The 12271-nt window shown below is 40.3% G+C and carries 8 protein-coding genes; all 8 read right to left on the bottom strand.

Features of this window, described 5'->3' with window-relative positions; genetic code table 11:
• Positions 1 to 12 precede the first annotated feature (12 nt).
• Positions 13 to 2292, bottom strand: a complete 2280-nt coding sequence (locus ACYQ3L_RS02560; RefSeq protein WP_459952287.1) for a hypothetical protein — start codon at positions 2290 to 2292, stop codon at positions 13 to 15.
• A 975-nt stretch (positions 2293 to 3267) separates the two neighbouring features.
• Positions 3268 to 3864, bottom strand: coding sequence for an HdeD family acid-resistance protein (locus tag ACYQ3L_RS02555; protein WP_324354458.1), 597 nt, complete (start codon positions 3862 to 3864; stop codon positions 3268 to 3270).
• 252 nt (positions 3865 to 4116) lie between these two features.
• Positions 4117 to 5184, bottom strand: a complete 1068-nt coding sequence (locus ACYQ3L_RS02550) for an acyltransferase (protein ID WP_379996595.1) — start codon at positions 5182 to 5184, stop codon at positions 4117 to 4119.
• Between the two features lie 39 nt (positions 5185 to 5223).
• A complete protein-coding gene (uvrC, locus tag ACYQ3L_RS02545) occupies positions 5224 to 7023 on the bottom strand; it encodes an excinuclease ABC subunit UvrC (protein WP_379996597.1) in 1800 nt (599 codons plus the stop codon).
• Positions 7024 to 7026: 3 nt separating this feature from the next.
• Positions 7027 to 7578, bottom strand: coding sequence for an adenine phosphoribosyltransferase (locus ACYQ3L_RS02540; protein WP_379996599.1), 552 nt, complete (start codon positions 7576 to 7578; stop codon positions 7027 to 7029).
• 87 nt (positions 7579 to 7665) lie between these two features.
• The gene (gene mnmG / locus ACYQ3L_RS02535; RefSeq protein WP_379996601.1) at positions 7666 to 9540 is read right to left on the bottom strand and encodes a tRNA uridine-5-carboxymethylaminomethyl(34) synthesis enzyme MnmG; all 1875 of its coding nucleotides are present in this window, start codon (positions 9538 to 9540) and stop codon (positions 7666 to 7668) included.
• A 110-nt stretch (positions 9541 to 9650) separates the two neighbouring features.
• Complete coding sequence (locus ACYQ3L_RS02530; protein WP_379996603.1) at positions 9651 to 10388, bottom strand: copper homeostasis protein CutC; 738 nt, start codon at positions 10386 to 10388, stop codon at positions 9651 to 9653.
• Positions 10389 to 10444: 56 nt separating this feature from the next.
• The gene (locus ACYQ3L_RS02525) at positions 10445 to 12271 is read right to left on the bottom strand and encodes a YgiQ family radical SAM protein (protein ID WP_379996605.1); all 1827 of its coding nucleotides are present in this window, start codon (positions 12269 to 12271) and stop codon (positions 10445 to 10447) included.

Here is a 12271-nt window from a genome sequence, read left to right as displayed (position 1 = left end):
GATCCTTGTTTTTTATATTGTCGATAATATTACTTCGCAGTCGAATACCGCTTTGCGGTAAACATCCTCTCCGGTTATCTCCAGTGTTTTCCCCGTATGATCCACGCTGTTCCATAGAGCATCGCCGGCAATATCCTTACTGCTCCTTATCCACCTGAAATTCATATCCGGTATTTTTCCGGTCACATCTTCACTGCCTTTATATACCCTTGCCGACAATAGCGTTGAGACAGCTCCGTTTCTAAATACGGAACCGTTGGAAGAGTTTATATAGATAGAATACGCGCTTTGCCCGTCAAATTGTTTATAAATGGAGAAAATATCCTCAAATGCTTCGTCTTTATAAGTCGCTGTATAGCGGAGGGATAAAACATCCCTTCCCTCCCAGTAATGGCCTGTAGGCGATACCTGTATAAAATCCTTATTATTACCTGCTAATTCTTTCCATACTGATTCCGGGGAGAGGTACTGCCATTTCCTTGTTGTCCCTGTAAAGTTATGCTCAGTGGCGTAGATGGTGATCTCCACGGGATCGCAGGCCTCTTCAGGTTTATCCGGATAATGGAATATATCCGTACCGCTCAGGCTTACGGACTTGGGCAACAGGTTTTCCTGCGCTTCCGGATCGAAGTCCTCCCATTTGATCGTTACGTCCTGCAGGCTTATCGTATCTTTTGTCCATTTAAAGCGTCCCGAGGCAAAGTGTCCCGTGCCGTCGGGATTGATAACAAAAGAGTTGTCGCGGGAACTGATGGAGCCGTCATTGTTCAGCTTTAACAGGGGATTTTGTATCGTACCCCCGATACCACCTTTAGAAAACCAGGCCCCGTAATCTTCTACATAGGAAAGCGTCCCGTCTGTAGGCTGGTATTGAGACGGGGTGGAACCTGCCTCCAATTGCGGCGCTGTTATAAGCATTCCGCTGACAGGAGCTTCCAGCCGGATAATACAATCCGTCTCTTTTGAGTCCTTAAAGGTGAAAGGGACGGAATACCTCTTCCAATCTGTAGAATCCGCCTGTATATCCTGCAAATGGTATTCATCCTGGTATACTGCTATATTAGTGGCAATACCTGCTTTTATCCAAATGGAAAAACAATATTTTTTATTCCGATGGGATTCCCGCCATCCGGCTGATTGTACTTTCAGTTTTGTTGTGTTTCCGGTTATCCAGCATTTACCAATACCGACTGGGGAATGTTCTTCGAGGGGTGTAACAGGAGAGTCTGTAAACTCGCAGTCGATACTGTTTCTGATGACGTTCTTATGTATCTTTCCTACATAAAACGTAGAGCTGAACCCGTTCTCATCCCCGGCAGTCAGTGTCCCGGCAATATTGACGTTTTGGGTGGCATACATATTCCGGAAGTAAGCCCCGTAGCCATCAAGCACGCCAAAAACCGGGTCTGCGATCCCCTTTACTTTTCCGATCCGCACTTTTGCCGCGTTGGCGAAGGTGGATATATAGGATTGCAGGACAATATTCAGGTCCGCGATTTCAAACCAGTCTCCCGTCGCCTCCAGTTGCCGGGTAAGGTCAATATAGAGGCTGCGCTGATAATGCGATGGCAGGTCGATGGTTACCATAAACAGCCTATATTGCCATCCTGTATCGATACCGATGGTTTGTTCCCCATCCGCTTGCCCTGCGTCTTCCTTAAAACCTAAAGATACATTTACCCCGGTCATAGCTTTTGAAGCCCTGGCCTTAAACGAAACGATAAGACGCTGGGGATGGCTCAATTGTTTCTCTATCGTCTGCTTTATCCCTAAGAAGTCAGGTTGCCCCACCATTTCATTCCGTGTAATGCGGTATATACGGCCGGCATCCTGTTCCGATTGCTTATAGGCTGTATCCAGAAAAGGGCTTCCGCTACAACTATATTTATTCTTATCCGCATTATCAGGGTTTCCACCCGGTATATAGGGATAACATAATGAATGGTTATATGCCAGGCCGTCTATTACATCCAGATATGGAGCTTCACTGTCAGATGCCGTTAAGTATAAGGCGCCACTCCTGTCATTGTCATGCAGGTTGGTTACACGCACAAAATCCAATAGTTCACCACTCTGAGGTTCATCCCCTTCGATCAGCGCGCCTATGATATAGGAAGATTCTTTTTCGTCGATTATATCAACGCCTGTTTCAAGGACAATCATCAGGGAATAGATAAGGTTGGGATTGTCGAAATATTGCCTGCGGACAATATCCCCGACCTTCAGTCCCTGCATCTTTTTGGAACCGGGAGCTATAAGTATTTTATATTTGTTGTATGTTTGAGTTGCCATGATGGTGCTTTGTAAAATGGAATAGAGAGTAATTAATATTTTTCATCCATTATTGGCTGCTTATATTAATATATCTTTCAGGCTTGATTAAGAATAGGGTATATCAATAGGGACAGGTTTAAGTAATGATTTGCATCAGCACTTTTTCCTTGTAAATTAACCGGATATTTATATCTTTGCAAACCTTTAATACTAAAAAAACGAATATGAGCTTTGTATCGACCGGGGGCAAGATACAAACAAGGAACGACATGGCAAAGGAAAATAAGGATTAATTACCTTTTGATATGTATGTTTTTAAATAGCTAGTAATCAGTACTTATATAAGTATAAGAAACATAATAATTTACGAAAAACGAATAAAGTAACAATTATAAAAATCCATAAGTAACAAACAGGTAACAAATAATAGATAAAAAACGATTATGTAAATGAAAAATAAAAATCAAATTTTACTCTTGTTAACTAATATAAATAGCTATATATAAGTGTATTTAGTTTCATACATATCACTTTTGTTTTCGTTTGTTTTCTTGGAGAATTTTGGAGATAACTTTTAAGGTAACAAAGGTAACACTTTTGTATCATTTTTCTTAATGTCACTTTTTCTATATTTTTTGATGTCATTTGTTTTCGGTTTCTTTTCTCTATATTGATAAAGTTTCTCTGTTTTTATAATGGAAACTGATGTGCGATAAGTGCAGCCGGGAATAATAGAAAAGCTATATGTAACAATAATGCTTTAGGTATCTGATTGATAAAATATTAAGATGGTGTGTAAAAAGTATTTTTAGATTCTATTTACATACGCTATGCTCCTGTAACCGTTGGTTGTCATGTTGAACGGAGTGAAACATCTCGTTTTTTAGGCTTGAGATTCTTCACTCCGTTCAGCATGGCAATAGAGGGTAACACTTTGCTAACGCAATATTACTTTTGACATATCCTTTTCATTAATTCTGGTGTTCCTGTTTATTATTCTTTTAAATCTTTTTCTATTTCATCCATTTCTTTATGCAAAGATTTCAATTTAAATCCTAAATATATACGGAAGAAACCGTAAGAGATAAATGAAATACTAACCAATGCTATAATGAAACCTGTGGTAAATGCAGGGCTCATGATAAAGATAAAGGACATAATGACCCCCAGTATGGCTAATGCCATCAACCATCCCCATCCGTTCACGCCGTTGCGTTGTAATTCGGCTGCCGAACCTATTGCCCATATAGATTGGAACATAACCCAGAATCCTACGAAATAGGTGAGTACCAGAGCAATTACTTCTACAGGCATGGCGACAAGGATAAGCCCGAAAATAAGGTCTATAATACCGCTTATCAGCGTCCATCCCCATCCTTTTAGGACTTTCTTGTTAGATAAGGCAAAGGCGATTTCGAAAATACCGCTGACAAAGAATGTGACGGCAAATACCAGAGTAAGTGCCACCAAGGTGGTTAGCGGTGTTATCAGGGACCAGATGCCAAGAGCTACGGCCAGTATTCCCACGAGTATTGAAACCCACCAGAATTTCACAGCTTGTTTTGCCGAATAGAATAAGTCATTTTTCATAATTCTGTAAGTTTAGATTGTTTTTATACTGAATGTTATCTTTAGATAAACAATTAACATATTCAAAGAGTTCTCAAACATGATTGTTCAGGGAAGAATAGTATAATAAATTATGGCCCGAACGGGCTGGTCTGATAACAATAAGGTCTATCTGTCTTTCGATTATTTAAAGTTAACAATCTATTTATCAATAGGAAAAGTCTTTTTTCTTTCCAGAGAGGAAGATCTTTTATACTCTCTTGGACAATCCGTTCAGATAATCCATTTGTTAATGACAGGTATCTTTCTGATTATAAGCACAACACACAGGGATGCTGAATATACAAACAAGGCCAGCACAGGTACAGATATTGCAGCAGGAAATAGACTAGTGTTTATATTCAACATATTGAGTGCGATATTGAAAAAATCGTGGACAAGGTATATCCCCAGACTGCAATTGGCCAAAAGGGTAATATACCGGTTATTCCTGTACCTTTGGAGCCTTTCACTGTTACTGATGGTATTTTTTGCAAGCACAAAAATGAAAAACGCAAAAATCATTGTATGAGGGCCCATATTTTCGAAGTACTGGGTGCTGCCTCTTAATTCCACCATACCCCAATATGTGGAGGTTCCCAGTACATATACAATGTTTAGTATTCCAACTGTGTACAGTATTTTTTTCTGTAGAGAACTGAGGTCATATCTGGAAAAAAAGTATCCGGCAAGGAAATATCCTGTATATGAATATAAATCATATACTCCGAAGCTTATGTGTACATTATAGGCGGCATTTATCTTTGGTATGACCGAGCCGAAAATGAAATAGATAACAAGAAAATAGAAATAGTGTTTCTTTTCGGCGTGGGCTGTAAATACGCGCAGGAGGGGAGAGAGGATATATATTGCAATAATGGCATACATAAACCAAAGATGGTGCCATGGTGTGCCTAATGCTATTTCAGTATAGATCCTTTGCCAGTCATCGAGAGTTACATCTTTGATATTCAATATTATGGATGTAATAGGGGAGAGTGTCCTGTATAGGATGCTCCAAAAAACAAGAGCTATTACTAATCTTGGCAACGCTTTGGTATACAGTTTTTTAAACGACAGGTCATATTTAGGATCGAGTATTATAATGCCGCTGAGCATAAAGAATACCGGGATACACCATCTGAGCATTGTCATATATGTATTCAATGCGAGCCATTCAGTAGTTCCTACCGTACTATACCATCTTACACCACACACATGTATTATGAAAACAGCATATATTGTTAAAGTTCGGAGTATATCGGCGTATAATACCCGGTCTTTAATTGGTTTTTCTCCCATATTGTGTTCAAATTACTATGAGTAAAGTTAGTAAAATATTCAATTGTTTTTCTCCTCGAAATACTTTCTTATCAAAGCAGTCTTGAACTTTCCTATAATTTTCTCAAGTTCTTTGTCTTCTGCCAGCTTTATTCTTTTTACACTCCTGAACTCTCTGAGAAGCAGCCTTTTAGTCTCGTCTCCGATACCTTTTATATTATCCAGTTCCGATTTTACCTGGCTTTTACTCCGTTGATTTCTGTGGAATGTAATACCAAATCGATGGGCTTCATCTCTAAGATGTTGGAGCACTTTTAACGATTCTGAATTTTTATCAAGATAGAGAGGAATTGAATCTTCGGGATAGTAAATCTCTTCCAGCCGTTTGGCAATGCCTACTATTGCGACCTTCCCATAGATCTCCAGTGCTTTAAGAGACTCGCAGGCAGCGCTTAACTGTCCCTTACCTCCGTCTATAACAATGAGTTGGGGTAGGGGAGTTTCTTCTTCCAGCAACCGGCGATAGCGGCGGTAAACGACTTCTCGCATGGTTGAAAAGTCATCAGGTCCTTCTACTGTTTTTACATTAAAGTGGCGGTAGTCTCTTTTCGACGGTTTTCCCATTTTGAAGACAACGCAAGCTGATACTGGATTCGTTCCCTGTATATTTGAGTTATCGAAGCATTCGATGTGGGTCGGTAACTCCTTGAGGTTTAAATCTTTTTGTATTTCTTTCAGTATTCTTACACTCCGTTGTTCGGGGTTAAGGCTTTCAGCTTTTTTTAATTTGTCTATTTTGTACTGTCTTACGTTTTGTGTCGAAAGAAGCAATAATTTTTTCTTATCTCCACGCTGGGGAATTACAAATTCTACTCCTTCCAGCGTGAGGTCCGGATAAAATGGAACGACGATCTCTTTAGCCTTCGAACCGAATCGTTCCCTTACTTCAATTATACCCAGGCCGAGAAGTTCTTCCTTCTCTTCTTCCAGTCGTTTGCGATATTCGAATGTATAGGCTTGTATTATTGCTCCGTTGTGTACATTCAGGTAATTGATATATGCTGCGCTTTCATCTTCATCGTAACTGTATATATCTATATTGTAGTTTATATTACTTACAACGGTAGATTTATTTTTGAAGTTCTCAATAAGCAGATATTTTTCTTTTAATTTATTGGCTTCTTCAAATTCCTGATTTTCGGCAAGCTCGAGCATTTTTGCATAGATCTCATCACTCACGAGATTTGTATTCCCTTTCAGGATCTCTTTTATCGATTCTACATTTTTTATGTAGTTTTCCGGAGTCTGCAATCCTACGCATGGGCCGAGGCATCTTTTTATATGATATTCCAGACAAACCTTATATTTTCCCTCCGCGATCTTTTCCGGAGTTAAATTTAAAGAACATGTGCGTATGGGATATAATTTGTGTACAAATTCCAAAAGAGTTTTTACGCTTAGTACATTTGTATAAGGTCCAAAGTATTGTGAGCCGTCTTTCGAAATTTTTCTGGTGAGCTCTACTCTCGGGTAATATTCATTACGGATAACAATTGACGGGTAAGATTTATCATCCTTGAGCATTACATTGTAACGTGGCTGAAATTCCTTTATCAGATTGTTCTCGAGTAGGAGGGTATCTTCTTCCGTATCTACAATAATATATTTTATATCCCGTATTTTGCTGACGAGTATTCTTGTCTTTGGGCTATCGTGATTTTTTGTAAAGTATTGCGAAACCCTTTTTTTTAGATTTTTAGCTTTACCTACATATATAATGATTCCTTTGTCATCAAAATATTGATAACAGCCCGGTTTGTCGGGAATGTTCTGTATTATATTTCTGAGGTATTCATTCATTTCTTATATGGAAAACTGTATCAAAGCCTTAATGTCTACATCTTTTGGGAATAGTGTCCGTCCTTTTAACTCTTCCAGCTCTATTATAAAATTCACATAGATATTTTTCACGCCCATTCTTTTTACCAGATTATAGGCGGCAAACATAGTTCCTCCTGTCGCAAGCAGATCATCGTGTATAAGGACAACATCATCTTCAGATAATGAATCTTTATGGATTTGGATTTTATCCACACCATATTCTTTCTCATATTCTTCTTCGAATACTTCAGCCGGAAGTTTTCCCGGTTTTCTTATAGGTACAAATCCTGCTCCAAGTTCAAGAGCCATTATCGGACCCATGATAAATCCTCTTGATTCTATTCCTACTACCTTAGTGATGCCTTTCCCTTTATATTCTTCTAAAAGAACATCTGTCAATGTGGATAGAGATTCTTTAGTATTGAACAATGGGGTTACGTCTTTAAACTGGATTCCGGGAATTGGAAAATCAGGAATGTTTCTTACTGTGTTCCTTAAGAAAGATAGCTTCTGCTCTTTTGTGAATTGCTCCATTTTTTATTGTTAATATTTATATGTTCCACGTGGAACATTCTTTTTTTGTCTTATAATTTTCGTATGTTCCACGTGGAACATCTCGTTTTATCTACCCAAAAGTACCAATAATATTGAGATGTCATTCGGTGAAACTCCCGGAATCCGGCTTGCCTGAGCGATTGTTTCAGGATTTATTTTTGTCAACTTTTGGCGCGCCTCGGTGGAAAGGGAGAGTATCGCTTCGTAATTGAACTTCCCTTTTATCTGGATGTTTTCGAGGCGGGAGATCTTATCTGCGATTAATTGCTCTCTCTTGATATAGCCGTCATACTTAATGATTATTTCACAGGCCTCTTTGATCTCTTCTTTTCTGTTTGGGATTTTATCCAGTTCCGCTTTGAATGCAGGGACTAGTTCGGCTATGCTGTCGATTGATACCTGTGGGCGTGTGATTACATCTTTTAATTTTAAACCATGCTTCAATGGGCTGGTGCCAAGTTTTTCCAATCCTTCGTTTATGTATTCCGGCTTCAAAGAATAATTGGCGGTGAAATCGATAATCCTGTTCATCTCTTCTCTCTTCTGATTCAGAAGATCAATCCTCTCTCTCTTTGCCAAGCCGATATTATATCCTTTTTCGGTGAGGCGTGCATCGGCATCATCTTGACGAAGCAATATTCTATACTCCGCGCGGGAGGTAAACATACGGTACGGTTCGTCTACACCTTTAGTTACCAGATCGTCGATTAATACGCCGATGTATGCTTCGTCTCTTTTCAGGATAAATTCGTCTCCCCCTTGTGTTTTTATATGGGCGTTTATTCCCGCGATCAATCCCTGGCCGCCTGCCTCTTCATATCCGGTAGTACCATTTATCTGTCCTGCGAAAAACAGATTGTTGATTAGCTTCGTTTCCAACGTATGTTTTAGTTGTGTGGGATCGAAGAAGTCATATTCGATAGCATAGCCGGGTCTGTAAATATGTATATTCCTGAATGCCGGGATTCTTTGTAAAGCCTCAATTTGAGTGTGGAGTGGGAGAGAAGAAGAGAATCCGTTCAGGTAGTATTCCTGTGTGTTTTCTCCTTCCGGTTCCAAAAACAACTGATGCGAAGTTTTCTCTGCGAATGTTACAACTTTAGTTTCTATACTCGGGCAATAGCGGGGTCCTATACTTTTTATCTGTCCGTTGTAAAGTGGAGAATCGCCCAATCTATCGCGTAATGTGGAGTGTACTTCTTCGTTGGTATAAGTTATCCAGCAACTAAGCTGTTTCAGTGTGCGGGGGGTGAAGTCGAGGTATGAGAACTTGTGGAAATCATCATCGCCCTTTTGTTCTTCCATTAAACTAAAGTCTACGCTTCTTCCATCTATTCTGGCGGGAGTACCCGTTTTCATCCTGTCGGTAGTAAATCCGAATTCTCTCAATTGTTCGGTGATTCCGAATGATGCCGGTTCAGAAACACGTCCTCCTCCGAGTTGCGTTTTGCCTATATGCATTAGTCCGTTCAGAAATGTGCCGTTTGTGAGAACTACCGATTTTGCCGAGAAATTTACACCCATCGCGGTCTTCACTCCTGTTATGGTTTTGTTTTCTATAATCAGAGATGTTACAGTGTCCTGCCATACAAAAAGGTTATCGGTGTTTTCGATGATCCCTCTCCATTTAAGTATGAATTGCGCGCGGTCGCTTTGCACCCGAGGGCTCCACATGGCTGGGCCTTTCGATTTGTTCAGCATGCGGAATTGGATAGCAGTTGTATCCGTGACAATTCCCATCTGTCCGCCGAGGGCGTCTATCTCCCGCACTATTTGTCCTTTTGCGATGCCACCTACTGCGGGGTTGCAACTCATCTGGGCGATTTTGTTCATGTCCATTGTTATCAGCAAGGTTTTAGATCCCATGTTGGCCGCTGCGGCTGCAGCTTCGCAACCGGCATGGCCTGCCCCGACAACAATTACGTCATATTTGAAGTTCATATTTTTTTCTTTGGATAAAATTAATTAGGATGCAAAGTTAGTATTTTATTGTATTTTCTGCGATAATTACTTTGTGCTTATGAATGCGCTGCTTTAGATATGATGGCTATTTAAATATTATTGGCATTTTCTATTGCCTGTTTAACTTTTTCGGGATCGGTCAGAAGCATGCTGTATTCTTCTTCCTCGTTTGTAAAAACAGGTGATTTGTATTGCATCCCTCCATTATACCTGCTTCGGAACGAGCCATGAAATTCTGTTAAGCCGGTAGCGTTGACCAGTCCGGAAACATTGTTTTCCGTGATGCCTCCTCCGGGCATGATTATTATCCTTTGGTCTGCCTGACCGATTAATTTCTTTAATATCTCTTTTCCTTCGGGAGCAGATTCCATCCCGCCTGATGTAAGTATGCGGTCACATCCCAGTTCTATAATATCTTCCAACGAATTGGACAAATCATTGCACCTGTCAAAAGCCCGGTGGAAAGTAGTACTCATATTATATTTGTGCGCAATTTCTACCAGTTCGCGATTTCGTTTTTTATCAATGCTGCCGTCCGGGTTTAATATTCCGAATACAACACCGTCACATTTGGCTTGTCCGCAATGATGAATGTCTTGTTTCATTATTTCAAACTCTAAATCACTGTACAGAAAGTCTCCCTCACGTGGCCGTATGAGTACATTTAATTGAATATTAATTAGTTGTCTCGTTTTTTCTATCTGTGATAGGGAAGGGGTAGTCCCTCCTTCACTCAGATTATCACATAGTTCAACTCTGATCGCTCCTCCTTTTTGTCCATTTATAGCCGACTGTGTTGAATTGGCACAAACTTCAAGTGTAATCATATGATTTTGTATGAATTAAATGTTTAATATTCAGGTTTTTATCTGTTAATATCCCCTTAATAAACGGATAGCTTCTTCAATAGATCTTCTCTTTTCAATTTTTTTAATGACTTGATAATCTGAGGTCTATAGTTTTTGTCGTACCAGAAAAAGTATTGACGCTGAGCCAGTTTCTGTTCTTTGGTTCGTGCCGTATATACTTTTTCGAGCGTATAGGGATGATAACCGGTATAATAAATTTCAGTAGCCACTGTCATTGGCGAAGGTGTAAAGTCCTGAACCTGTTCCAGTTTAAAGCCTAAAGGCTTTGTTTCGGAGGCTAATTCTGCCATATCTATTTCTGTACAAGCCGGATGGGATGATATAAAATAAGGGATAAGCTGCTGTTTTAATCCGTTTTCGGAATTGATCTTATCGAATATTCTCTTAAATGTATGGAACTGCGAGAAACTTGGTTTGCGCATACAATTAAGCACCTTGTCGGATGTATGTTCCGGAGCTACTTTCAGCCTGCCGGAGACGTGATTTAATATCAGTTCCTTCGTGTATTTGTCGGATATTTTGTTTAACCGGTCATCGTCATTCCGGTGTAATAACATATCATAGCGTACTCCACTGCCGATAAATGATTTCTTGATTTTCGGCAGCGAATCCACGGCTTTATAAATATCCAAAAGGTGTGAATGGTCTACATCGAGGTTCCTGCATATCTTCGGATGAATACACGACGGCCGTTTGCATTTAGCACAAATGTTTTCATCCCTGCCTTTCATTTTATACATATTTGCCGAAGGGCCTCCCAGATCACTTAAATAACCCTTGAAATCGGGCATTTCCGTGATTTGTTTTACTTCGTTCAATATCGATTTTTTCGAACGGGAGGCGATGAATTTACCCTGATGCGCCGAAATGGTACAAAAGGCGCATCCACCGAAACATCCCCGGTGCATATTTACCGAAAATCTTATCATTTCAAAAGCCGGGATGGTTTTTCCTTTGTATTTCGGATGGGGCAGGCGGGTATATGGCAGATCGAACGAGGCATCTATCTCTTTCTCAGACATGGGAGGGTAGGGAGGATTGATTATTACCGCCTTTTCATCGTATATCTGTATAATGCGCGAAGCATTCATCATATTCGATTGCTCTTCTACAATGCGGAAATTGCCCGCTTGTTTAAGTTTATCGGCAAGGCACTCTTCATGTGAAGCCAGATAGATATCCGTTCCATCGTGCCACTGTTTTAAAGCGTTTTTAGCACATAGATATGCCGTTTGTGGTATATCTCTCAATTCATCGAGAGATTTGCCGTTCTTGAGCTCCGAAACTATCTTTTTCAATGGATTCTCACCCATGCCATATACCAGCAGATCCGCTTTTGAGTCGATAAGTATAGATTTATATAATTTATCATCCCAGTAATCGTAGTGCGTTACCCTGCGTAAGGATGCCTCTATTCCTCCTAATAATACAGGTACATCGGGAAAAAACTCTTTCAGAATATTGCAATAGACAATGGAGGCCCTGTCGGGGCGCATCCCTGCCTTTCCATCAGGAGTATAGGCATCGTCGGAGCGCAGGCGCTTGTTAGCCGTATAGTGGTTTATCATCGAGTCCATTGCTCCGGCTGTTACCCCGAAGAAAAGGCGGGGTTTACCTAATTTTTTGAAATCGCGCAGGTCGTCCCGCCAGTTCGGCTGCGGTACAATGGCTACCTTCAGTCCTTCGGCTTCGAGCATGCGTCCTATGACTGCCGCTCCAAAAGACGGGTGGTCTATATATACATCTCCCGAGAACAGGATAACATCCAGTTCGTCCCATCCCCTGAGTTCCACTTCTTTTTTGGTGGTCGGTTGCCAGTCAGTCAGTCGGTATTCTTTCAT

This window comes from Dysgonomonas termitidis (assembly GCF_054657735.1).
Note: the sequence above shows the minus strand (reverse complement) of the source record. Positions and strands in the feature narration are given on the sequence as shown.

Excerpts from the sequence above, each read along its gene's own strand:
- ACYQ3L_RS02560 (WP_459952287.1), bottom strand. The coding sequence starts at position 2,292 with ATGGCAACTCAAACATACAACAAATATAAAATACTTATAGCTCCCGGT.
- ACYQ3L_RS02555 (WP_324354458.1), bottom strand. The coding sequence starts at position 3,864 with ATGAAAAATGACTTATTCTATTCGGCAAAACAAGCTGTGAAATTCTGG.
- ACYQ3L_RS02550 (WP_379996595.1), bottom strand. The coding sequence starts at position 5,184 with ATGGGAGAAAAACCAATTAAAGACCGGGTATTATACGCCGATATACTC.
- uvrC (WP_379996597.1), bottom strand. The coding sequence starts at position 7,023 with ATGAATGAATACCTCAGAAATATAATACAGAACATTCCCGACAAACCG.
- ACYQ3L_RS02540 (WP_379996599.1), bottom strand. The coding sequence starts at position 7,578 with ATGGAGCAATTCACAAAAGAGCAGAAGCTATCTTTCTTAAGGAACACA.
- mnmG (WP_379996601.1), bottom strand. The coding sequence starts at position 9,540 with ATGAACTTCAAATATGACGTAATTGTTGTCGGGGCAGGCCATGCCGGT.
- ACYQ3L_RS02530 (WP_379996603.1), bottom strand. The coding sequence starts at position 10,388 with ATGATTACACTTGAAGTTTGTGCCAATTCAACACAGTCGGCTATAAAT.
- ACYQ3L_RS02525 (WP_379996605.1), bottom strand. The coding sequence starts at position 12,271 with ATGAAAGAATACCGACTGACTGACTGGCAACCGACCACCAAAAAAGAA.